The organism is Flavobacterium sp. Root420, from assembly GCF_001427905.1.
Taxonomy (GTDB): domain Bacteria; phylum Bacteroidota; class Bacteroidia; order Flavobacteriales; family Flavobacteriaceae; genus Flavobacterium.
In genome coordinates, this window is the sequence record NZ_LMEF01000031.1 from 1 (window position 1) to 25,005 (window position 25,005).

At 34.8% G+C, this 25,005-nt stretch carries 19 protein-coding genes; 9 read left to right on the forward strand and 10 right to left on the reverse strand.

The window, feature by feature from the left end:
* Positions 1 to 247: 247 nt before the first annotated feature.
* Both ASC72_RS19045 and ASC72_RS19050 read right to left on the reverse strand, forming a co-directional pair.
* Positions 248 to 1,438, reverse strand: coding sequence for a pyridoxal phosphate-dependent aminotransferase (locus ASC72_RS19045; protein WP_056194575.1), 1,191 nt, complete (start codon positions 1,436 to 1,438; stop codon positions 248 to 250).
* A 65-nt stretch (positions 1,439 to 1,503) separates the two neighbouring features.
* Positions 1,504 to 2,598, reverse strand: coding sequence for an acyl-CoA desaturase (locus ASC72_RS19050; protein WP_056194579.1), 1,095 nt, complete (start codon positions 2,596 to 2,598; stop codon positions 1,504 to 1,506).
* 107 nt (positions 2,599 to 2,705) lie between these two features.
* Between ASC72_RS19050 and rsmG the strand changes: the two genes are divergently transcribed.
* The 4 genes from rsmG (at position 2,706) to ASC72_RS19070 (ending at position 7,091) form a co-directional block, all read left to right on the forward strand.
* Positions 2,706 to 3,335 (forward strand): 16S rRNA (guanine(527)-N(7))-methyltransferase RsmG, encoded by a 630-nt coding sequence (gene rsmG / locus ASC72_RS19055; RefSeq protein WP_056194582.1) that lies wholly within the window; start codon positions 2,706 to 2,708, stop codon positions 3,333 to 3,335.
* Positions 3,336 to 3,545: 210 nt separating this feature from the next.
* Positions 3,546 to 4,607 (forward strand): sensor histidine kinase, encoded by a 1,062-nt coding sequence (locus ASC72_RS19060; RefSeq protein WP_056194585.1) that lies wholly within the window; start codon positions 3,546 to 3,548, stop codon positions 4,605 to 4,607.
* Positions 4,604 to 5,323 (forward strand): LytTR family DNA-binding domain-containing protein, encoded by a 720-nt coding sequence (locus tag ASC72_RS19065; protein WP_056194588.1) that lies wholly within the window; start codon positions 4,604 to 4,606, stop codon positions 5,321 to 5,323. The genes ASC72_RS19060 and ASC72_RS19065 overlap by 4 nt, the downstream gene beginning before the upstream one ends.
* Positions 5,324 to 5,348: 25 nt before the next feature.
* Positions 5,349 to 7,091, forward strand: coding sequence for a CocE/NonD family hydrolase (locus ASC72_RS19070; protein WP_056194590.1), 1,743 nt, complete (start codon positions 5,349 to 5,351; stop codon positions 7,089 to 7,091).
* A 71-nt stretch (positions 7,092 to 7,162) separates the two neighbouring features.
* Here ASC72_RS19070 and pruA read toward each other — a convergent pair whose 3' ends face one another.
* Complete coding sequence (pruA, locus tag ASC72_RS19075; RefSeq protein WP_056194593.1) at positions 7,163 to 8,788, reverse strand: L-glutamate gamma-semialdehyde dehydrogenase; 1,626 nt, start codon at positions 8,786 to 8,788, stop codon at positions 7,163 to 7,165.
* Between the two features lie 201 nt (positions 8,789 to 8,989).
* Between pruA and ASC72_RS19080 the strand changes: the two genes are divergently transcribed.
* The 4 genes from ASC72_RS19080 to pdeM all read left to right on the forward strand — a co-directional run bounded on the left by ASC72_RS19080 (position 8,990) and on the right by pdeM (position 14,868).
* Entirely contained in the window at positions 8,990 to 10,033 is a 1,044-nt protein-coding gene (locus tag ASC72_RS19080) for a ligase-associated DNA damage response exonuclease (protein ID WP_056194596.1), read from the forward strand.
* Positions 10,030 to 11,631 carry an ATP-dependent DNA ligase gene (locus ASC72_RS19085; RefSeq protein ID WP_056194599.1) on the forward strand — a complete coding sequence of 534 codons (1,602 nt, stop codon included), beginning with the start codon at positions 10,030 to 10,032 and terminating at the stop codon, positions 11,629 to 11,631. Before ASC72_RS19080 ends, ASC72_RS19085 begins: the two co-directional genes overlap by 4 nt.
* A gap of 106 nt (positions 11,632 to 11,737) precedes the next feature.
* A complete protein-coding gene (locus ASC72_RS19090) occupies positions 11,738 to 14,227 on the forward strand; it encodes a ligase-associated DNA damage response DEXH box helicase (protein WP_056194601.1) in 2,490 nt (829 codons plus the stop codon).
* A 5-nt stretch (positions 14,228 to 14,232) separates the two neighbouring features.
* Positions 14,233 to 14,868, forward strand: a complete 636-nt coding sequence (gene pdeM / locus ASC72_RS19095; protein WP_082564370.1) for a ligase-associated DNA damage response endonuclease PdeM — start codon at positions 14,233 to 14,235, stop codon at positions 14,866 to 14,868.
* Here the strand turns inward: pdeM and apaG are convergent.
* The 6 genes from apaG to map form a co-directional block, all read right to left on the reverse strand.
* Positions 14,865 to 15,251 carry a Co2+/Mg2+ efflux protein ApaG gene (apaG, locus tag ASC72_RS19100; RefSeq protein ID WP_008467225.1) on the reverse strand — a complete coding sequence of 129 codons (387 nt, stop codon included), beginning with the start codon at positions 15,249 to 15,251 and terminating at the stop codon, positions 14,865 to 14,867. The two genes, pdeM and apaG, sit on opposite strands and share 4 nt — an antisense overlap.
* A 79-nt stretch (positions 15,252 to 15,330) precedes the next feature.
* A complete protein-coding gene (locus tag ASC72_RS19105; RefSeq protein ID WP_056194606.1) occupies positions 15,331 to 16,590 on the reverse strand; it encodes a DUF5103 domain-containing protein in 1,260 nt (419 codons plus the stop codon).
* A gap of 80 nt (positions 16,591 to 16,670) precedes the next feature.
* Positions 16,671 to 19,574 carry a DEAD/DEAH box helicase gene (locus ASC72_RS19110; RefSeq protein ID WP_056195163.1) on the reverse strand — a complete coding sequence of 968 codons (2,904 nt, stop codon included), beginning with the start codon at positions 19,572 to 19,574 and terminating at the stop codon, positions 16,671 to 16,673.
* A 121-nt stretch (positions 19,575 to 19,695) separates the two neighbouring features.
* Positions 19,696 to 20,469, reverse strand: coding sequence for a class I SAM-dependent methyltransferase (locus ASC72_RS19115; RefSeq protein ID WP_056194609.1), 774 nt, complete (start codon positions 20,467 to 20,469; stop codon positions 19,696 to 19,698).
* Between the two features lie 42 nt (positions 20,470 to 20,511).
* A complete protein-coding gene (locus ASC72_RS19120) occupies positions 20,512 to 20,916 on the reverse strand; it encodes a GxxExxY protein (protein ID WP_056194612.1) in 405 nt (134 codons plus the stop codon).
* 71 nt (positions 20,917 to 20,987) lie between these two features.
* The gene (map, locus tag ASC72_RS19125; protein WP_056194615.1) at positions 20,988 to 21,806 is read right to left on the reverse strand and encodes a type I methionyl aminopeptidase; all 819 of its coding nucleotides are present in this window, start codon (positions 21,804 to 21,806) and stop codon (positions 20,988 to 20,990) included.
* A gap of 267 nt (positions 21,807 to 22,073) precedes the next feature.
* Between map and ASC72_RS19130 the strand changes: the two genes are divergently transcribed.
* Positions 22,074 to 23,327, forward strand: coding sequence for a DUF445 domain-containing protein (locus ASC72_RS19130; protein ID WP_056194618.1), 1,254 nt, complete (start codon positions 22,074 to 22,076; stop codon positions 23,325 to 23,327).
* Between the two features lie 157 nt (positions 23,328 to 23,484).
* On the opposite strand, the gene gpmI is transcribed toward ASC72_RS19130, so the two are convergent.
* Entirely contained in the window at positions 23,485 to 25,002 is a 1,518-nt protein-coding gene (gene gpmI, locus ASC72_RS19135) for a 2,3-bisphosphoglycerate-independent phosphoglycerate mutase (protein ID WP_056195166.1), read from the reverse strand.
* Positions 25,003 to 25,005: the final 3 nt, after the last annotated feature.

A 25,005-nucleotide genomic window follows, 5' to 3' on the forward strand; every position in this document is an offset into this window, starting at 1 on the left:
GAAAGAAAACCTGGTATCACAACCTTTTGGATTGGCCTGCAAAAATTCAATTCAGTCATGCAAGGCTGGATACTCTTTAGAGATGTGTCCAGACGGTAGGCTTTTTAGCCGTAGTTTTTGTTAATCGGAAATATAGCGGATAGCCCGGCCCGGAGGGACACGCCCAAAATAAACATAAAAAAACAGCTTAAAGTATAAAGTGATGAAACTTTGAACCTTAAGCCGTTTTAATAAACTTATTTATATTTTATAGAGTCAAAGCTTCTTTGATTCTGCGTAATGCTTCTTTTAAAATATCATCGCTTGTTGCGTAAGAAAAACGAATACAATTTGGATTTCCGAAAGCGTCACCTGTTACGGTTGCTACGTTAGCCTCAGCCAAAAGATACATTGAAACATCGTTTGCATCTTTAATTTCAGTTCCTCTTAACGTTTTTCCGAAGAAAGAAGAAACGTCCGGGAAAACATAAAAAGCTCCTTCCGGAACGTTGATTTTTACTCCTGGAATTTCTTTTAATAATCCGACTACTAAATCTCTACGAGTATGGAAAGCCTGAACCATGTGGTTTAATACGCTTGGATCTGCATCTACAGCAGTAATCGTAGCGCGTTGTGCTACAGAATTTGCTCCTGAAGTTACTTGTCCCTGAATTTTTGTACATGCTTTTGCAATGAATTCCGGTGCTCCGATGTAACCAATTCTGTATCCTGTCATGGCGAATGCTTTTGCAACTCCATTTACAGTGATTGTTTTTTCTAACATTCCAGGAATTGAACCGATACTGCAGAAAGTTCCTGAGAAATTGATGTGCTCATAAATTTCGTCAGCAACTACATATATATTTGGGTGCTTTTCTAAGACTTTTGCAAGTGCTGTTAACTCTTCTCTGCTGTAAACAGAACCTGAAGGATTACAAGGAGAACTGAACCACATCATTTTTGTTTTTGGTGTGATAGCAGCTTCTAATTGTTCCGGAGTGATTTTGAAATCAGTATCTACAGAAGTTGGAACTTCAACCGGAACTCCGCCTGAAAGTTTTACAATTTCGAAGTAAGAAACCCAGTAAGGTGCTGGTAAAATAACCTCGTCACCATCGTTTAACATTACTTGTGCAATGTTGTATAAAGATTGTTTTGCTCCTGTAGAAACTACGATTTGAGTTGGTTTGTACTCTAATCCGTTGTCTCTTTTGAATTTTCTGGAGATTGCTTCTCTCAATTCTAAATAACCTTCTACTGGAGAATATGTGCTATAATTTTCGTCAACTGCTTTTTTAACAGCTTCTTTAATAAATTCTGGTGTATTGAAGTCTGGTTCACCTAAACTTAAACTGATAATGTCTTTTCCTTGTGCTTTTAATTCGCGTGCTAAAGCGGCCATAGCCAAAGTTTGTGAGGTCGCTAAGTTGTTAATTCTGTCCGAAAGAATATGATTCATTATAAAAATTTTGATTGTCCTTAATTTCAACTTTAATTAAGGAAGGTTAATTATTAATAGATTTTTTATGCTAGTTCAGGTTTCATTCCAAGATCACGCAAATGCTTATAATGCGCAATAATGGCACCTCTCATGGTTCTGAATTCATGATAAGGCAAGTTGCATTCGATTGCAGTTTGTTTTACAATTTCAGCAATTTTTCCGTAATGTACATGACTGATATTTGGAAAAATATGGTGTTCAATCTGATGATTTAATCCTCCGGTAAACCAATTGATTACTTTGTTTTTTGGAGCAAAATTGGCAGTAGTGTATAATTGGTGAATTGCCCAGGTGTTTTCTATTTCACCTTCTTCATTCGGAACAGGGTTTGAAGTTTCTTCCACTACGTGTGCCAACTGAAAAACAATACTTAAAATTAATCCTGCCGTGTAGTGCATTACAAAAAATCCAATAACTACTTTCCACCATGTTACGCCTAAAATCATTGGCAAAGCCATCCAGATTAAAACGTAAATTATTTTTGTAATTACTAAAACCGTCCATAATTTAGTTGGACTTTGAGGAGCTCCGTAAGATAATTTTCTTTTTAAGTAATTTTTCATTTGCTTAAAATCGGTTGTTAATGCCCAATTAAAAGTCAATAGTCCGTATAAGAAAAAAGAATAATAGTGTTGAAATTTGTGAAAACGGTGCCATTCGGCATTTTGTGTAAAACGTATAATTCTTCCCGCATCCAAATCTTCATCGTGACCGTGAATATTAGTATAAGTATGGTGAAGTACATTGTGTTGTACTTGCCAGTTGTGTACATTTCCGGCTAAAACATAAATACTTCCACCCATAATTTTGTTGATCCAGGATTTAGAAGAATAAGATCCGTGATTTCCATCATGCATAACATTCATTCCAATTCCTGCCATTCCAACTCCCATCAGGATGTTTAATAGCAATTGTGCCCAAAAAGGCATATTAAGAGTTAATATCAAAAAGTAAGGCGTTAGAAAAACGGCAAAAAGAATAACGGCTTTTAAATGCAGTTTCCAGTTTCCGGTTTTCTGAATGTTATTCTCCTTGAAGTAATTGTTTACTCGTGAGTTAAGTGTTCTGAAAAACTTCAGATTGTCTTGCTTAGCAAATGTAGGCGCAATGTTATTCATAATTATTTTAAATAGTTTTCAAAGGTAATTATTATAAATTTTCAATTTGCAAAATTGAGTTAAATATTTCAATCGTAAAGTAGTACTTTTGTTAAAAATTTACTACAATGGATGAGATATTGAAATATTTTCCAAATTTGACTGAACTTCAAATCGAACAATTTCAAAAATTAGACTTTTTATACCACGATTGGAATGAAAAAATCAATGTAATTTCGCGAAAAGACATTGACGCCTTATATACAAAACACATTTTGCATTCGCTTGGAATCGCAAAAATCATGAAATTCGAACCTGGAGCAACTGTTTTGGATGTTGGAACCGGGGGGGGATTTCCTGGAATTCCGTTAGCGATTCTTTTTCCCGAAACGCGTTTTTATTTAATTGATGTTATTGCGAAAAAAATAAAAGTGGTTCAGGGTGTTGTTGATGCCTTAGAATTAAAAAATGTAAAAGCAGAACAAAAACGTGCTGAATTGGTGAAAGGTGATTTCGATTTTATCGTGAGCCGTGCGGTAACCAATATGCCGGATTTTGTTTCCTGGATAAAAGATAAAATCAAAAAGCAGCACAAACACACTTTAAAAAACGGAATCCTTTATTTAAAAGGTGGAGATTTGACCGAAGAATTAGCTGCTTTTCCAAAGGCTACTTTATATGATTTGGCAGATATTTTTGAAGACGAGTTTTTTGAAACTAAAAAAGTGGTGCATTTGCCTTTGAAGTTTCAGCCTTAGAAAAAGGTTTCAAGTTTAAAAGTTTCAGGTTTCAGGTTTTGTTGGAATCTATGTAATAAAATCCCAAATTCCAATTTAAGGAATTTGGGATTTTTTATTTGACCTGAAACCTGAAATCTGCTTCATCCTCTATTATTCTCCGCTCATGTACTTTTATTTGTCCAATCTGTATTAGAGGAATATCTTTACTACAACACTAAAACATTTGTATTGAAAAGAATTACCAGAATACCGACATATTGGACAATTCAATTAATCGGTTGGATTACAACTTCCTTGTATTGGGGGTTTTCTGCCTTTTTCAGCGGTACTTTTATATGGAAAATAGGCATAGCAGATTTAATATTGGATGTAACCATTGGAATTACATTGACACATATTTATAGAAACTTTTCTTTAAAAAACAGATGGAATAAATTAAGTCTAAAAATGTTAGTTCCGAGAATTGCAATTAGTGTTTTGGTGCTTTCAGTTTTGTACATGTTTTTAATTGTTGGTAAACTTTATCTGGTACGTTTACTGATTTTAGAGAGCAATCCTGTTTCGTTTATATCATTTTTAAAATCAACACAATTGCAGATTTTTATCACAGGCATGAGATTAATGTCTATTTGGCTATTGGCTTACCATCTTTATCATTATTCAAGACTTGAAATAGAAACGGTAAAAGAAAACGCCCGATTGTCGCTTATAGTGAAAGAAGCACAATTGAACAATCTGAGTGCACAGTTAAATCCGCATTTCTTTTTTAACTCATTGAACAATATAAAATTTTTGATCTTAGAAAATCCAGATTCGGCCAGAAGAGCAATTGATTTATTGTCTGAGTTGCTACGAAATTCTTTAAATAATAATGTTGCAAGATTAATACCATTAGAAGACGAGATTAATCTTGTCAAAGATTATCTGGAATTAGAAAAAATACGATTTGAGGAACGTTTGCAAATTAAAATTGAAACAAATTTAGACTTAACTGAACATTTTGTTCTGCCTTTGAGCATTCAGTCTTTGGTGGAGAATGCCATAAAACATGGAATTGAAAAAAGAAAAAATGGCGGATTTATTAATGTAATAGTTGAAAAGGAAAACGGTTTTCTGAAAATTATTGTTCAAAATTCGGGTAAGCTGAGTATAGGAATTAAAGATTCCGGTATTGGATTAAATAATCTGAAAGAACGTTTGCTTCTGCAATATAACGGAAATGCTTCTTTTGAAATTAAAGAGATGAATGACGAAACGGTTTTGACAACGATGATACTTCCAACGAAATGAAAAAGATAAAATTTATAATAGTTGATGATGAACGGTTATCCCGGGAAGAACTGAAAAGGGCATTAAATGATTATGAAGATTTCATTCTGTTAGGCGAGGCAGAAAATGCTGATGATGCTAAGGATTTAATTGAGGTAAATATGCCCGATTTAATTTTTTTAGATATTCAAATGCCTGAGAAATCCGGTTTCGATTTATTGGAGTCTTTAAATAATGTACCATTAGTATTATTTACAACTGCTTATAACCAGTTTGCTGTGCAGGCATTTGAAGTTAATGCGTTGGATTATTTAATGAAACCTATACGAGAAGAACGATTCTTGCAAGCAATTGAAAAAATAAGAAATGCTATACGCTTAAAATCTTCTTCGAATGATTCTTTAACAAATGATCGTAAAATTTTCATTAAGGATGGAGAGAAGCGATTCTTTATTCAATTGCACGAAATCTACTTAATAGAATCACTTGAAAATTATACCAGACTTTATTTTCAGGATAAAAAAGCCCTGCAAAGGCGTTCTCTCCGTCAATGGGAAGAGATGTTAGATGAAAATATTTTTTTCAGAATAAACAGGACTGAGATTGTAAATATTAATTATATCCAGGAAGTAAAAAAAACAGTTGGAAGCGGGCTGGAAATAAAACTAAAGACGGGCGAATTGCTAAAGGTTTCAAATCGTCAATCAGTCAAATTTAAAAACAGTAACGAGATTTAGTGAAAGCTATCAATAAAATAATTCAATGAAAACAATTTTAAATTTTATATTTCTTATTTTACTAGTATCAAATACATTCTCACAGCAAACAAGCGTAACAAAAGCAGAAGATTTAAAAAGCGCTTATGACATTCAGGATAGCGTAATGATCAAAACACGTGATGGTGCTTTTATATCTGCAATGGTCATTCGAAAAAAAGGAGTTTCTGTTCCAAAACCTGTAATACTTCAATATACTATTTATGTGAGAGATAAAGGAAGAGATATTAAATCCTTAAAAGAAGCGGCAGATAAAGATTATGTTGGTGTTATCGCCTACTCGCGAGGTAAGCGATTTAGTCCAGATGAAATATTTCCGTATGAAAATGATGCCAACGACGCCTATGATGTCATTGATTGGATCAGTAAACAAGAATGGTGCAACGGAAGTGTCGGTATGTATGGCGGAAGTTATAATGGATATACACAATGGGCGGCCTGTAAGAAGATGCATCCGGCGCTCAAGACAATTGTACCTTATGTTGCCAACAGACCTGGAATGGGCCTGCCAATGGAAAATAATATTTTTGTAAATCCCAATTATGAATGGTCGTTTTATGTTGGTAATAATAAATATCTGGATACAATTGCAGGAAATGATAGGCAGCGATTTAGAAAAATGCAGAATATTTGGTGGGAAACGGGTGTTGCTTATAAAAAGATGGATAGTATTGATAACCATCCAAACAGACATTTTCAACGATGGACAAATCATCCCTCATTTGATGAATATTGGCAAAAAATGGCACCGTACAAAAAAGAGTTTGAACAAATTAATATTCCTGTCTTAGCTCTTGATGGCTATTATAATGATTCTCAAAATTCAAGTTTGTATTACATACGAGAACTTCAGAAATACAATCCAAAAACTCCGGCTTATGTAATAATTGGCCCATACGGTCATTTTGGTACTCAGATTGGTGGTGAAATTAAGTTGAATGATTACAAGGTTGATTCAGTTGCAATAATCAACATTAAAAAAATAACTTATCAATGGTTTGATTTTATCCTGAAAAATGGAGCAAAACCAGAAATGTTGAAAGACAAAATTAATTATGAAGTTATGGGAACAAATGAATGGCGAAGTGCTCCCTCTCTTGACAAAATGGCTAATGGTTTCTTACAGCTATATTTGACCGATAACAAATCAGGAAAATTTTATGCCTTGAATGAGAAAAAGCCAATTCAAAAAAATTACCTGTATCAGGAAGTTAATTTTGCTGACAGACAAACCGAAAACAACGAATATTACCCAAATCCTATTATTAGAAAAGAAATTGATACCAGTAGCGGATTTGTTTTTATTAGTGACCCCTTGAAAGAATCAATGTTGATTAATGGTTCTTTTTTAGGAGAACTAAAACTAAGTATCAATAAAAAAGATTTGGATATCGGAGTGACTTTATATGAATTAATGCCTAATGGTGAATATTTTCATCTGTCTTATTTTTTAGGACGAGTCAGTTATGCAAAAGATACTACTAAAAGAAATTTGCTAAAGCCAAATGAAATAGAATCAATTCCTTTTTCGAATACACATTTAGTAAGTAAACAACTAAGTAAAGGCAGTCAGTTAGTCGCTGTAATTAATGTAAACAAAAATCGCTTTTCAGAATTGAATTATGGAACCGGAAAAACTGTAACCGAAGAAACGATCGAAGACGCAAAAGAACCATTAAAAGTAAAATGGTACAATGATAGTTTTGTAAAAATTCCGATCTGGAAATAAAGCAACAAAAAAGCCGAATCTAAATTTAGATTCGGCTTATAATATTGACTTTCGACTTTCCAACTTTAAGACTATCCTAAAAACGGATATCTATAATCTTCCGGAGTTACAAAAGTTTCTTTAATAGTTCTTGGAGAAGCCCAACGCAATAAGTTCAATGCAGAACCAGCTTTGTCGTTCGTTCCTGAAGCTCTTGCTCCGCCAAAAGGTTGCATTCCAACAACAGCTCCTGTTGGTTTATCGTTGATGTAGAAGTTACCGGCAGCATTTTGCAATTTCGTAGTCGCTACTTCAATAGCATAACGATCCTGGCTAAATATAGCTCCTGTTAAAGCGTACTCAGAAGTAGTATCAACTAATTCTAAAGTCTCTTCCCATTTTGCGTCTTCGTAAACATAAATAGTAATTACTGGTCCGAATAATTCGGTTTCCATTGTAGTATATTTTGGGTTTGTAGTTACGATAACCGTTGGCTCAATAAAGTAACCTACAGATTTATCGTAATTTCCACCAACAATAATTTCTGCGTCAGCATCTTTTTTAGCCTGATCTATATAACTAGCTAATTTATCAAAAGAACCTTCGTGGATAACTGCAGTAATAAAGTTTCCGAAATCTTCCGGAGAACCCATTTTCATAGATTTTACATCAGCAATTAATTGTTCTTTTACAGCTGGCCATAAACTTTGTGGAATATAAGCTCTTGAAGCTGCAGAACATTTTTGCCCCTGAAATTCAAATGCACCACGAGCAATACCAGTAGTCACTTGTTTTACGTTAGCACTTGGATGTGCAATGATAAAATCTTTACCACCAGTTTCCCCAACGATTCTTGGGTATGTTTTGTAGTTGTGGATGTTTGCGCCAATTTTAGCCCAGATATCTTTAAATACATGAGTTGATCCTGTAAAGTGGACTCCGGCGAAATCACGGCTTGCCAAAACAGTATCCGTAATCATTAAAGCATCTCCAAAAACAACGTTGATAACGCCATCAGGAACACCAGCTTCTTTGAAAACTTCAATAATAATTTTTGTTGAGAAAACCTGGCTATCACTTGGTTTCCAGATTACAACGTTACCCATCATAGCAGCACTTGCAGGAAGATTTGCAGCAATAGCAGTAAAGTTGAAAGGAGTAATCGCGTAAACAAAGCCTTCAAGAGGTCTGTATTCTAAACGATTCCATGTTGTAGAATCAGATTTTGGCTGATCTCCGTAAATTTGAGTCATGAACTCTACGTTGTAACGTAAGAAGTCAATTAATTCACAAGAAGCATCAATTTCTGCCTGGTGAATATTTTTAGATTGTCCGATCATAGTTGCTGCGTTAATACGCGCTCGGTACGGACCAGCAATAAGTTCAGCAGCTTTTAAGAAAATAGCAGCACGCTGTTCCCATGCCATGTTTGCCCATGCTTTTCTTGATTCAAGTGCATTGGCAATCGCCTTTTCGATATGTTGTTTTTCAGCTAAATGATACGTTCCAACGATATGTTTGTGATCGTGAGGAGCTGAAATTGTTTTTGTATTTCCAGTTTTGATTTCTTCACTTCCAATGTATAAGGGCACATCAATTTTTGAGTTCCACATTGTAGTGTAAGCTGCTTGTACAGCCGCTTTTTCTGGCGAGTTTGGCGCGTAACCTTTTACAGGTTCGTTTACCGCTTTTGGTACATGAAAGAATCCTTTTAACATGGGATAAATTATTTTTAAAATTACGAATTGTCTAATTTTTTACAAAAGTACAAATGATAATTTGAATATATCACAATACAATATTAAAAAGTTGTAATTTAATAAAGTAATCCCACAAAACTGTAAAACAGCTTGATTGATAAATAGTTAAATTTGATAGAATGTGCCAAAATGGTTTATCAACATTAAAATGGTAGCAATATGAAAATCCCACTTTTAGCTTTTAATGATAATGGAATTTACTGTCAACAAGCCGATGTTTATCTCGATCCGTGGCGGCCGGTAAAAAATGCAATTATTACACATGGACATTCTGATCATGCACGCTGGGGACATCAAAATTATATTACACATCACACTAATATTCCTATAATCCGACATCGTTTGGGCGAAATAAATGTTACTGGGAAAAACTGGAACGAAACTTTTGTAATCAACAACGTAAAATTCTCTTTTCATCCCGCCGGACATATTATTGGAAGTGCCCAAATTCGGGTGGAACATAAAGGCGAAGTTTGGGTTTTTACAGGAGATTATAAAGTTGAAGACGACGGAATTTCTGTTCCTTATGAAGTTGTAAAATGTCACACTTTTATAACCGAATGTACTTTTGGTTTACCGGCATTCAACTGGACTCCACAGGCTGAAGTAATTACAGAAATCAATAATTGGTGGGCAGAAAACAAAGCAGAGGGAAAAACATCCGTCCTTTTTGGATATTCTTTAGGTAAAGCACAAAGACTTTTAAAATATTTAGATACAGATATCGGAACCATTTATACACATGGCGCTATTGAGAATATGACCAATGTTGTTCGACCATTAGTAGATCTTCCGCCAACTACTTTAGTGACGTACGAAACCAAGAAAGAAGATTTATTAGGAAATATTGTTCTCGCACCACCAAGTGCACACGGAAGCGTGTGGATCCGAAAAATGACACCTTTTGTTACCGGTTCGGCTAGCGGCTGGATGGCATTTCGTGGCGCCAGACGCAGACGTGCGATTGACAAAGGTTTTGTTTTAAGCGATCATTGTGATTGGTTCTCGTTACTGGACAGCATTAAGGCGAGCGGCGCCGAAAGAGTGATTTGTACCCATGGTTATACCGATATTTTCTCCAAATATTTAAGAGAATTGGGTTACGACGCCAGAACCGAGAAAACACAATACGAAGGTGAAACAGCAGAAATGGAAAAAGAAATGGAAAAAGAAGTGGAAACCGAAAAAGAAATTCGAGAATGAAAAATTTCGCCCAACTCATAAAAGTCCTTGACAGTTCAAACAAGACGAATGTAAAAGTTGATGCATTGACGATGTATTTTAAAAATGCATCGGCAGAGGATAAAGTCTGGACCATTGCGATTCTTTCACATCGTCGTCCGCCGAGACCTGTCAACACTACTTTATTACGAAATTGGGCAAATGAATTAGCCAATATTCCTTTATGGCTTTTCGAAGAAAGTTATCATATTGTAGGTGATTTGGCAGAGACAATTGCTTTGATTATTCCGACGACAAAAGAACATTCTGATAAAAGTTTAACTGAATACCTTCAGGAGATTATTGCTTTAAAAAAGAAAACTGACGTAGAAAAAAAAGAATATTTACAGGAGAACTGGCTGGCATTGAATTATTATGAACGCTTTGTTTTTACGAAATTAATTACCGGAAGTTTCAGAATCGGCGTAAGCCAAAAATTAATGACTCGCGCTTTATCTAAAGCAGAAGAGGTGGATGAAGATGCTTTAGCTTATAAATTAATGGGGAATTGGGATCCGAATACGATTACTTTTCAGGAATTGATTCTAGACGAAAAAAATAGTGATTATTTATCAAAGCCGTATCCATTTTATCTGGCATATCCGATTGAAGGCGAAGTGAACAATTTAGGAAACCCGGAAGACTGGTCCGTCGAACATAAATGGGATGGGATTCGGTCACAAACGATCATTCGCGAAAGCGAAATTTATGTCTGGTCAAGAGGGGAGGAGTTAGTAACCGATAAATATCCTGAGCTTCAATCTTTTGTTGGTTTGATTCCTGATGGAACGGTGATCGACGCCGAAATTTTAGCTTTTCCCGAAGGCGGAATCGGGACTTTCAATGATTTGCAAACCCGAATTGGTCGCAAAACAATATCAGCAAGTTTACTCGAAAAAGTCCCTGTAATTTTGAAAGCATATGATATTTTAGAATGGGAAGGACAGGATATTCGCCATTTGCCTTATGCGGAAAGGAGATTATTACTGGAACAATTATACGATGCAATAAAAGATAAAACCGCTTCTTTTCAATTATCAGAAAGAGTCTTGCTCCATTCCTGGGAAGATGTTACTGCCGAAAGAATGCGTGCCCGAGAAATGAAGAGCGAAGGTTTGATGATAAAACGCAACGATTCAACTTATCAGGTGGGAAGAAAAAAAGGCGATTGGTGGAAATGGAAAATCGAACCTTTAGTAATCGATGCCGTTTTGACTTACGCCATGCGAGGTCACGGACGACGTTCAAATTTATTTACCGACTATACTTTTGCACTTTGGCAAACCAATGATAATGGAGAAAAAGAACTGGTGACTTTCGCAAAAGCCTATTCCGGTTTAACCGATGCCGAATTCCGACAAGTGGATGATTTTATAAAGAAGAATACTTTAGAGAGATTTGGTCCTGTCCGAAGTGTGACGCCGCAATTGGTTTTTGAAATTGGCTTTGAAGGAATTGCGCTTTCAAAAAGACATAAAAGCGGTGTTGCAACAAGATTTCCAAGGATTTTAAGATGGCGACACGATAAAAAAATTGAAGACGCCAATTCGATTGAAGATTTAAAAAGTATGATTTCGTAAAAGGTTCAAAGGGACAAAGTAACAGAGTTTCAAAGAAAAAAAACTTTAGGAAACAGCTAAACTTTGTCCCTCTGAGCCTTTGCAACTTTGAACCTTATAAAAAAAAATGAACAGAGAAGAACTATACGCAATTGCTGAAAACTGGTTTAAGGATCAGGGATGGAAATCTTTTCCGTTCCAGACGCAAACCTGGACCGCATTTCTGCAAGGCAAAAACGGTTTGTTAAACGCTCCGACAGGAAGCGGAAAAACCTATGCTTTATGGTTTCCTATCGTTCTCGATTACATCAAAACAAATGCGGATTTCAAAACAACCCGAGGCAAAGCCGAACGGAGCGTAGCTAAACATAAATCAGGATTAAAAGCGATCTGGATTACACCACTGCGAGCCCTTTCTGTCGAAATAAAGCAAGCTGCAGAAAGAATTGTTGAAGATTTAGATTTGCCGTTGACCGTCGGAATTCGTTCCGGAGATACTTCGCAAAGTGAGAGAACAAAGCAAAGTAAAAAAATGCCCGATTTGCTGATTACAACTCCTGAAAGTTTGCAATTGCTTCTCGCATCAAAAGAATTTGCAAAAACTTTTGCCAATTGTTCTGCTATTGTAGTTGATGAATGGCATGAATTATTAGGAACAAAACGCGGTGTTCAAATGGAATTGGCTTTGTCGCGATTAAAAACAGTGGCACCAAAAATGAAAATTTGGGGAATCTCTGCAACCATTGGAAATCTGGAATTAGCACAACAGGTACTGTTGGGTTTGGATTCTGAAGCGTATAAAAATTCGCTTTTGATAAAAGCGAATATCAACAAGAAAATAAAAGTGATTTCAATTCTTCCGGAGAAAATGGACAGTTATCCCTGGCGAGGCCATTTGGGTTTGCATTTAATTGATGAGGTTGCAAAAATCATCAGAAAAAGTAAGACTACTTTAATTTTTACCAATGTTCGTTCTGTTTGCGAAATGTGGTATCAGGCAATTTTAGAGAAATATCCAGAATTTGCCGGTGATATGGCTATGCATCATGGAAGTATCAGTAGAGAGGTTCGGCAATGGGTTGAAAATGCGATTCGAAATGAAGAATTAAAAGTAGTAGTTTGTACTTCAAGTCTGGATTTAGGAGTAGATTTTGCCCCAGTCGAAACGATTATTCAAATTGGCGGCCCAAAAGGTGTTGCCCGTTTTTTGCAAAGAGCAGGAAGAAGCGGACATCAACCTGGGAAAGAAAGTGTTATTTATTTTCTTGCCACGCATGCCATCGAATTAATTGAGGCATCGGCACTTAAAAAAGCAGCTGCAAAAACGATTGTCGAAGACCGCATTCCGTATTTGAACAGTTGGGATGTCTTGGTTCAATATCTAAATACGCTGGCCGTTTCGGAAGGATTTTTTCCGGATGAAATTTACAAAGAAGTAAAACAAACCTTCTGTTATCAAAATATAACTAAAGAAAACTGGAACTGGATCCTCAATTTTATTACCAACGGAAGTCAGAGCCTGAAAGCTTATGATGAATTCAAAAAAGTAGAAATTGAAGAAGACGGTCGTTTTAAAATCAATAGCCGATTAATTGCCATGCACCACAGAATGCAAATCGGAACTATTGTTGGAGATGCAGTTCTTAATGTCAAATATTTAAGCGGCGGATATATTGGTACAATCGAAGAATGGTTTGCTTCAAAACTAAAACCGGGAGATGTTTTTACGTTTGCAGGAAAACGACTCGAATTATTCAGGGTAAAAAATATGCAGGTTTTGGTACGGAAAGCAGATCCGAAAAAAAGTTCTAAAACGGTAAGTTGGATGGGAGGACGCATGGCATTGTCTGTGCAAATGAGTGAATTATTGCGTGAAGAATTATATGCAGCAAACACTGATAATCTAACTCCTGAATTAAAAGCATTAAAACCTATTTTTGACAGGCAGCGAAAAGAAAGTATCGTTCCTGATGCAAATGAATTTTTAATAGAGACCTTTAAAACCAGAGAAGGATTCCATGCGATTTTTTATCCTTTTGAAGGTCGATTTGTGCATGAAGCTTTGGCAAGTATGTTGTCTTATAGAATTAGTTTGTTGTTCTCTATTACTTTTTCTTTAGCTTATAATGATTACGGATTTGAATTACTTTCCGATCAGGAAATTGATATGGAAGCTGTTTTTGATAATGACTTATTTTCGACAGAATACGTGCACCACGATTTGCAAAAAAGCCTCAATTCGACCGAAATGGCAAGAAGGAAATTCAGGGATATTGCGGTAATCGCCGGTTTGGTTTTTACCGGTCTGCCAGGGCGACCAGTTAAAACCAAACATTTGCAAAGTGGTTCCCAGTTGCTTTTTGAAGTCTTTAGAGATTTTGAGCCTGACAATTTATTACTGCATCAGGCGTTTATAGAAACATTCGAACATCAATTGGAAGAAGGGCGTCTGATTCAGGCTTTAGAAAGAATTAATCGGCAAACGATTGTATGGAGACAATGCAAAAAACCAACGCCTTTTAGTTTTCCGATAATTACAGATCGACTCAGGGAAAAATTATCAAGCGAAACCTTAGCAGAAAGAATCCAAAAAATGACAGCCAGTTACATGAAATAATGTTTATGAAAATACTAATTAATAATCAGAAATTTATTTTGCATCAATCTGGTGTTGTTTTTTGGGAGGAAAAAAAGATGCTTTTGATTTCTGATGTTCATTTGGGAAAAGTGACCCATTTTAGGAAACACGGAATCGGAATTCCGAAAGAAGCTATTTTAGAAAATTTTAATCGTTTAAAAAAGGTTTTGGAATTATTTGATTCTGAAGCCATTGTTTTTTTGGGAGATTTATTTCACAGTAAAATCAATACCGAATGGGGTTTTTTCGTGGATTGGATAAAAGAACATTCGCAGAAAATAATTTTAGTGGAAGGCAACCACGATATCATTTCAAAAATAAATTATGAAGACCTGAATATTGATATTTACAGTGAATTGATTATTGATAATTTTTTGCTAACACATCATCCAACAGAAAAAGAAGGATTTTTTAACTTTTGCGGACATATTCATCCTGCCATACAATTAAGAGGATTGGGGAGACAGTTTTTAACTTTACCTTGTTTTTTTAGAAAACCAAATCAATTGATTTTTCCGGCTTTTGGCGAGTTTACAGGAAATTCATATATGACGCCGACAGAACATGACAAAGCCTATGCAATTACAAAGGAAGGCGTAATAGAAATTTCGATAAATTAATTTAAAGCAAACGGAGCGCACATTCTAAAAGTCGGAACAATTACTTTGAATGTTTTGGTAGTCGTAAAATTGATCATATTGAAATGACCTTTCATGGCCCCGTAAGGAGATGATAAGAGGCAGCCAGAGCTGTATGTGTGGTTTTCTCCAGGTTTTAAAACTGGTTTTTTTCCAATAACACCTTCTCCGTCAACAACTTCTAAATCGTTAAGCGAGTCAAATATTTCCCAGTGGCGAGAAGTTAATTGTACTGAATCTTTACTGTGGTTTTCAATTGTAACTACGTAACTAAAGGCAAAGTGAATTTTGTAGTTCTTGAAGTAAGTACCTTCAAAACTAGTCAAAACTGATATTTTTATGCCTCTTGTAATCTGAGAAACCATACTAACGTAGTATATATGTGTGTGTTATAGTTGCAAACTTACGAAAAAAAATCGTTCAAAGAAATCCTTTAACAATGTTTTAATTGGTGATGTTTATGGAGTTTGCGTTTCCTTTTCCGATTACTCTTTCGTATCGATCTGAACTTTGTTTGTAATAAACCAGTATAGTGTACTCGTTTTCTGTTTGATAGAAATTACCATCGATCGCATTTTCATAATCAATTACTCCTTTTTTATCGGCTACACGATACTTAAAATTGGTAAAACCTTGTTTGATCATGACTGCTTTTTCGTACACTCCTTTTTTTTCATTATAGTCCATTTTATATTCCGGAGATATGCTGTAATTGTTGAACATTCCAACAATATAAATGTCTTTATTTAGCTGGAAAGCCGGAGCTGAAAGGCTGAAATAAACCCAGGCATAATCTGCTTCGATTTCATTATTAGAGGCGTTTATGTTTTTCACCACAAAATTTCCGTCAACATCTTCATATAATGTATAGATTTGATTCGCTCTTGCCTGATTGGTGTATAAAAAGGAACTGTAAATATCGTTCGCCGAACCCACTTTTGCCACATTATTACTTGCAGCCCGAATATCTTTATTTTCAAAATACAAAAACTCATTTCCTGCCCAAAATTGTGTCTCTTTATCGTATTTATAAACCATTTGATTTCCGATAGTATATTGTGGAGGAATATTTTTGATACTCGTATTAAAATCCCCATTTTGCAATAACAACACTTTTAAGTTTTGCAAAGGGGTCTGAAAAACAATATCATTTGAAAGCACCGTAAATTCAAGATTTTGCTTGTAATCAATATTGCTGAGGTTTCGGCTTCGTTTTACGACAGCGCCAACCGTAGAATGATCTTCAAATAAAATGAATTTTCTTGAGAAAACAACTTCCCTGTCTTCATTCAATATTCTTAACATATAATTACCTGAAATTCTCAATTGCGTAGTAAACTGGTTCGGGAAAGAAAGTCGATAATGCGAAAAAGCCTGAAGGGTATTGAAAGAATTGGAGTAATCTGTAATTCTTTGATTGTCAAAACCACGAATATAATCCGTTTTCGGAATATCAGTTGGAATCCAGTTATAATCGCAATGTATGACATCAAAATAATAATTGGCTTCATTACCAAACAAATCATCAAATTGCAATTCAAATGTTGAACCCAATTCGAAAATCGGCACGACATTATTTCCATTCTGAATAAATGAAACCGTTTTGATGTTATACGGAGGAGTAACTTCGGTTTGTACTTCCTGGGCTTTCGCCGAAGTAAAAAGGAAAAGCAAAAATAGACTTTGAAACAAAAATTTTGACATCTTATTACGTTGTAAGATTGTAAATATAACAATTTATACAACGAAAAATAAGACGATTTATTGGTTTTAAGAACAATTTGTTATGAACCAAGTATGTATTTCAAATTAACTTCGATTTCGTCGTTAATATAACTTTCTTCCAAAAGTGAATCAGATAACAGCTTTTTGTTTTCCTGTAGTTTGATTATTTTTTCTTCTACCGTATTTTTTGAGATAAACCGGATAACGTTTACTTTGTTTAATTGTCCAATTCTATGCGCTCTTCCAACTCCTTGTTTTTCTGCAAAAGGATTCCACCACGGATCTAAAAACAAAACATAAGAAGCTTTGGTGATATTCAAGCCAACGCCACCAGCTTTAAGCGAAATAAAAAACAATAAAGGCTCTTCTTTTTCCTGAAACAGCTTTACTTGCTGCTCTCTTTTACTGGCAGGAGTTTCGCCCGTAATTTCACAATATTTTATTTTGTTTTCGGTGCACCAATAGGTGTAAAAATTCAAATTAGTAACAAATGAGCTGAAAATAATAGCCTTTTGTTTTCCTTTAACTAAATTTTCCAGATAATTAGTGACTGCAATATATTTCCCCGAATCAATTTCCGACTCCTGATCGACCATTTTTGGATGATTACTCAACTGTCTTAACTTCATCAAAGTGTTGATAATACTAATTTTATCCGGACTGGTCCCATCCGTTTTTAATAGAAAATTACGAGCTTTTGATTTTTCTTTCTCATATAATTTTTCCTGCTCAGGATCCATATCGCAATAATAAATCTGCTCTGTTAATTCGGGTAAATCCTTTAAAACCTGCTCTTTGGTTCGACGCAAAATATAAGGCTGAACCAAATTTTTTAATTCAGATAAACTGCTTTCATCTTGCTTTTTTTCGATCGGGATTTTAAAGTTTTCTGCAAAAAAAGTATAAGTTCCCAAAATATCCGGATTAATAAATTGCATTTGCGACCATAAATCGTCCAGTGAGTTCTCGATAGGAGTACCACTTAAAGCGATTTTGTGAGCCGTATTTATTTTATTAATGGCTTTAAAAATCTTCGAATTTTTATTTTTAATGTATTGACTTTCGTCCAAAATTAAATAACGGAAGTTGTATTTCTCTAAAATTGAAATGTCACGATGCACAATACTGTAACTGGTAAAAATTAGATCTGTTGATTCTAATCTGTTGGCTAATAATTTTCTGTCGTTACCAACATATTGCATTTTTGAAAAATGCGGTGTAAACTTTGAAGATTCATTGTACCAGTTAAAAACCAATGAAGAAGGTAAAACAATCAGGGTTTTTAAAGGTTCTCTTTCAATAGTCGTTTCATTTTGAAATAAATCAAAATTGGTGGTTTTTGTTGTAAATCCAAGTTGTTCTTGTACGGCAACCAAAACGGCTAAAGTTTGTAATGTCTTTCCAAGTCCCATATCATCGGCCAGACAAGCGCCTAAGTTGGAGTTGAAATGACCCAAAAGCCATTTTACGCCCTCAATTTGATACGGTCTCAAAGTTGCTTTTAGTAAAGGAGAAGCGGTATAAGCTGCCTGCTGAATTACCTCATTTTTAATTTCAGGAATAGTATCCAAAGCGGTAAAATTACTTTTACGTAAAAGCAGATTTTCATTTTCTGTTTTTGCCAATTTTGCCAGTGAACTGTATTTGCTGAGCCATTCCGACGGAATCAGGAAATAGTTTCCGTCAGGTAATAAAAAGAGTCTTTCCCTGCTTTTGATATTGGGAATAATTTCACTGAAATTGATAGTGAAAACCTCAATAGTAATCATTATTTTAATGTCAAACCAGTCTTCTTTTGTTTCTTCTTTTGAAGCTAAAACAGTATGACTTTCGGTAATGATTTCTTTGCTCTCGAGTTTTAAATTTTGAATTGTAAAACCCAAATTTTCAAGCTCTTCTTTATGATCGATAACCCATTGAATATTGGCGTACGTATCCTGAATTTCTGTATCAGAATTCAATGCAAACAATTCATTTTTGATTTTTAGTAATCCAATTTCAGTTAATTTGGTGGTATATAAAGCCTCGTCAGCACTTCTTTTAAACTGAATTATTTTGGGCTCGTTAACAATGCTGAAATCCACGAACGAATGTGTCTTTTTCGTTTTACTGCCATCAAATGAATACCCATTATAATCAAAATAAAGATTGAGATAATAACAGTTTTTGAAAAAATCATAAACAGGCTGAATCGTGCAGGAAACTATTTTATCTCGAAGTTCAATTTCAAAACCATTTGCTTCAATGTCAATTTTTTTAGCGATTTCAGGAATAAAACTTTTAAAATAATCATCAACTAATTTTGAAGGTATTTCGATCGATTTTTTCTTTAAGAAAGGCAAAAGCTTTTTAGAATTAAGATCTTTTAACTGCCCTAATTTTTTATCGATTATCAACCATCCCGGTTCATCCAATAAGATATCAACACTATGATCCATTGGTAAAAATACCGTTTCATTTTCCTTTAAAGAAAGCGTGTACGTAATTCCTTCAGCATGTTTGTCAAATTGAATTAGAGGTTCGAAGCAGCGAGGATTGACATCAACCCGGGAACGATAAAAGTCCTTTTCAGAGCTCATGTTGATTGACAGCGGAAATTGTTCCTGCACAATTACAGCGTAAAAAGAGCTTAAATTTAATTGCAAATGCTGACGAATCGCAAAATCAATTTTGGAATCTTTTTGCAGGTCGGCAATGGTCTTTGCTGATTTGATCTTTGCACTGAATTTTTTGAAAATAAAGTCAGACTTCAAAGACTCGCAAACGGTGAGTATTTTTTTTGTAGAGGAATCTAAATTTTCAAAAACAATTCCAAAGCTTTCTAGTACGCCGGCTGTTGCTTTTTTATCCAGATATTTGATTTCATCCGTATTCTCAACAATATAGGCTGTTGGAATATACGTATTCAGATTTTTTTCAAAACTGACGTCAAAACAAAATTGAAATGATTTTGAAGGTTCCAAGATGTAGGTGGTTTGGTTTAGTTGTAATTTGGGATGGTCGAAAAAAGAAAAAGTTTTCAAAATAAGAATAATTTGAAAACTTTTTAAATGAACTTATATCACTTATATGGTGAAAAAAAAATTAGTTTTCCTGTTTAAAGCAAAGTGGAATAATTTCGCCTTTTGCCAAACAATATTTCTCTACCAATTCTGGTGCAATTTTATTGGTGTAATCTTCTTCGATTACGATAAAACCAATGCTTCTTAATTTATCAAAATAATCGCGGCCATAAATACGAACGTGATCGTATTGTCCAAATATTTTAGCACGTTCTTTTTGGTCTGTAATAGTGTCGTCAGCAAAAGTCACTTCTCTCGATAAATCCTGTGGAATTTGCAAAACGGCCATTCCGCCTGGTTTTAAAACTCTGAATAATTCCTGCATTGCTTTTGTGTCATCCGGAATATGTTCTAAAACGTGATTACACAAAATCACATCGTATTCGTTGTCTTTAAAAGGTAAATTACAGATATCTGCTTTTACATCTGCCAAAGGCGAAAATAAATCGGTTGTTGTATAATCCAGATTTTTTTGCTTACGGAATAACTTATAAAAAGCCTGTTCCGGTGCAAAATGAAGCACTTTTTTTGGTGCTGTAAAAAAATCAGTCTGATCGTTTAAATACAGCCAAAGCAAACGGTGTCTTTCTAAAGAAAGTGTACTTGGCGAAAGCACATTGTTACGTTGCTTTCCGTATCCATAAGGCAAAAATGATCTAAAACTTTTCCCATCAATAGGATCAGTAAATCGGTCTCCTTTTAATGATAAAGCCAAAATTGGACGCGCCACATAACTCAAACGAATTAATAATGGACGTGGTATTGTATTAAGTACTAGTTTAAAAAGTTTTTTCATGAGGGGCTATTTCGCAGAGTTACACAAAGGAGACACAGAGTTTCACAAAGTGTTTATAAATCTTTTTATATTATTTTTTAAAATTTTTGAATCAAAATTAATAAGAAGGCCTAATGGATAATTGCCAAGTTTTAAATAGGTTAATATCTGCGCAAAATGTACATCCGTAAAAGCTTCGACAGTCTTTAATTCAATCACAATTGTGTTCTCAATTAGCAAATCAATTCTATAACCATGATCAAGTCTTATGTCTTTATAAACTATTGGTAAAATTTTCTCTTTTTCAGCAATCAAACCAGAATTTACAATTTCATAATACAAACATTCCTGATAAGCTGATTCTAATAAACCAGGACCAAGCTGTTTGTGAACTTCAATAGCTAAACCAATAATTTTATATGTAATTGTATCTAACCTATTACGAGATTCATTGTTTTCTTCAAACATTTAAAAGGCATGTAAAATAAATTATTTTGTGAATCTTGGCGTATATCTTTGTGAATCTCTGTGGAATAATTTTACAATACTAAAGGCACTTTTCTGAACTCATCTTCTTCATTGCTCTCAATTCCTAACGCTTTGTAGATGTATTGAAAAGTCGATAGTAACTCTGGTTTTCCATCAATTAAGGCCACATCGTGTTCGAAATGCGCACTTGGTTTTCCGTCAGCAGTTAAGATTGTCCAGCCGTCTTTTAGTTGTTTGATATTTTTGGTTCCCATATTGATCATAGGTTCAATGGCAACCACCATTCCTTCAACAAAAAGTTTTCCGCGACCACGTTTTCCGTAGTTTGGCATTTCTGGTTCTTCGTGCATTTTTTGTCCTACACCGTGACCCACCAATTCACGAACTACTCCGTAACCGTGAGCTTCAGTATATTTTTGAATCGCATTTCCAACATCTTCAACGCGATTTCCAGCTTTAAACTCTCTTATTCCAACATAAAGAGATTCCTTAGTTACTTTCAAAAGTTTTTTAACTTCCGGAGCAACTTCTCCAATTTCGAAACTATAAGCATGATCACCATGATATCCGTTTTTGAACGCACCACAATCTACCGAAATAACGTCTCCGCTTTTCAAAGGTGTATTGTTCGGAATTCCGTGTACAACCTGTGCATTCGGACTCATACAAAGGGAATTCGGGAAATCATACAATCCAAGAAAACTTGGTACTGCACCATGATCACGAATAAATTCCTCGGCTAATTTGTCAAGATATAATGTGGTAACTCCTTCTTTAATTTCAGAAGCAATCATTCCTAATGTTTTAGATACGATCAAAGCACTTTCGCGCATTAATTCGATTTCCTCTCTACTTTTTTGGATAATCATATTTTTCAGATTTTCAGTTCGCAAAAGTACAATTTTAATATTATTTTTTTGCCACGAATTTCACGAATTAGCACGAATTCAAATTTAATATAAAAACCGAATTCCAGAATTTCATTTATGTAAAATTTGCACCGAAATAATTAGTGAAAATTAGTGCAATTCGTGGCAAACCTTTTTAATTCTCGTTGATTTCTTATAAACTCAAAGCTTTTCTGGTTTATTATTTGACAGAAAAACCGTAAATTAGTAGTATAAACGATTACAATTATGGAAACTTCTACAGATCAGGATATAGTTAAATTAAAAGCTTTGAAAAAAATGAAGGCCAGTGCCTTGTCCCTTTTAGGTGCTGCGGTGCTTTTGTTTATAGTTGCCATTTACTTTAAAATCCCCATCCTTCAGGCATTTAGTGAAGCCGCAATGGTGGGTGGAATCGCAGACTGGTTTGCGGTTGTCGCTTTATTTCGCCATCCGCTTGGGATTCCGATTTGGCATACTGCGATTATTCCAACCAAGAAAAATGAGATAGGAGAAAATCTTGGGAATTTTGTTTCGGAGGAATTTCTGAACCGTGAAAAATTAGAAATTAAATTAGAAGAATTCAACTTTGCGACAAAAGCTTCAGATTGGCTTTCGGAAATAGAAAATACTAATAAAATTGCTAATGTGGTTGCCGTAAATATTATTCCGGGCGTTTTAAAAACGATCAAAGACGAAGATATAAAGCGCTTTATTCAGGTTCAGTTTAAGGAAAAACTGGAGGCCATTAATTTTGGGGATTGGGTTGCGCTGGCATTAGAACCCCTGCAAAAAGGAAATGTAAAAGATCAATTATTGACCAATCTTTTGGAAGTTATGAGTTCCGAACTGAGTAACAATAAAGATTTGATTCGGAAAAAAGTAAAACAATCCACACCTTTTTTGAGTTTCGGCCTAGCCGATAAAAGTATTTCAGAAGGAATTTTTAATGGACTGCAAGAGTTTTTAGATGAAGCGAAAAAACCGGAAAGTGAAATTAGAATTAAAATCGACGAATATGTAGCCGATTTTCTGGATAAAGTAAAAAACTCGGAAGAAATGAGAATCAAAATCAACAATTTAATTCTTGGTTTTGCCGGTAAAAAAGAAGTTCAGGAGTACATCAACGGAATTTGGGATGAAATAAAATTGTCAATCTCTACTGATTTAGAAAAAGGGGATGAATCTTCCATCAAAAATAATATTTCAAGCTTGATTCAGCGTTTCGGAAACGGATTAAAAGAAGATCCGGTAATGATTGACAAGATTAATAATTTCATTAAAAATGATTTATTAGAAGTGCTTTTAAACAATAAAAAGGTAATAGGAGATTTAATTTCTTCAACAGTAAAAAGCTGGGACGGAAAAGAAGTTTCAGAAAAATTAGAATTAGAAATCGGAAAAGATCTTCAATATATCAGAATCAACGGGACTTTAGTTGGTGGACTTATTGGACTCATAATTTATGGTGTGGAGTGGACGTATCATTATTTTGTAATGTGATTAATTTTAAACCATATAAGTCATATAAGTAATCTTAAATAAGCTTTTAAGTCTGCTTTTTAAATGAACTTATATTACTTATATGGTGAAATCAATAAAAACAAAAAAGAGACAAATCCGAAAACTTGTCTCTTTTTCTATTAAAAAAAAGTGGTTTCTATAATAAGGAATGACAAGTCATTGCATTTGGCTGAGGAACGCCCATTAATTCTAAAATAGTTGGAGCAATATCTCCTAAAACACCATTTTGAATGTTTTTCAGATTCTTGTCAACTAAAATAATCGGCACCGGATTCGTTGTGTGTGCTGTATTAGGGCTTCCGTCAGGATTAATCATTGTTTCGCAATTTCCGTGATCGGCAATTACAATTGTAGTGTAATCATTAGCAAGAGCGGCTTCAATTACTTGTTTTACACAAGCGTCAACAGCTTCACAAGCAAGGATTGCAGCGCTCATAATTCCGGTATGTCCAACCATGTCTCCATTAGCAAAATTCAGACAAACAAAATCTACTTCACCTTTGTTTAATTCAGGAACAAGTGCAGCAGTCAATTCATAGGCACTCATTTCTGGCTGTAAATCGTAAGTGGCAACTTTTGGAGAATTTCTTAAAATACGAGATTCGCCTTCAAAAGGAGTTTCTCTTCCTCCGGAAAAGAAAAATGTTACGTGCGGATATTTTTCTGTTTCAGCAATACGAATTTGCGTTTTACCTGCTTTCTCTAAAACTTCACCAAGAGTTTCAGTGATATTATCTTTGTTATACACAACTTTTACGTTTTGATACGTTTCGTCGTAGTTGGTAAGCGTTACATAATACAAATTCAATTTGTGCATGTTTTGCTCGTGGAAGTCTTGCTGCGAAAGCGCCTCTGTAAGTTCACGACCTCTGTCAGTTCTGAAATTAAAGAAGATCACAACATCACCTTCAACAATTGTTGCCAGTGGTTTTTGTTGTTCGTCAACCATTACAATTGGTGCAATAAATTCGTCAGTAATATCGTGTGCATAACTATCAAGAACACTGGCAACGGCACTTTGCGAAGGGGTTCCGGTACCGTTAACGACTAAATCGTAAGCTAATTTTACACGTTCCCAACGTTTGTCACGGTCCATTGCATAATAACGACCAATAATTGATGCGATTTTTACAGGAGTATCTTTAATATGTTCTTCTAAGTCGTGAATGTATTTTGCTCCTGATTTTGGATCAACGTCACGTCCGTCTGTAAAGGCATGAATATAAACCTGATCTAAACCATATTCCTGAGAAGCATCGATTAATCCACGTAAGTGCGAAGTATGAGAGTGAACACCTCCGTCAGAAACTAATCCTAAAAAGTGTACTTTTTTATTGTTTTCTTTAGCATAGGTAAAAGCGTCAACCAAAACTTGTTCTTTGGCTAATGTTTGATGTGCTACGGCTAAGTTAATTTTGGCTAAATCCTGATACACAATTCTTCCGGCACCAAGATTCATATGTCCCACTTCGCTGTTTCCCATCTGGCCTTCCGGTAAACCTACGTTTAATCCATCGGTACGAAGTTGGGCGCTTGGGTAATTTTTGTAAAGACTGTTTATAAAAGGAACATTTGCATTGTCTATTGCGGATACTTTAGGGTCAGGAGATTTTCCCCAACCGTCTAAAATCATAAGGATAACTTTCTTGTTCATTAC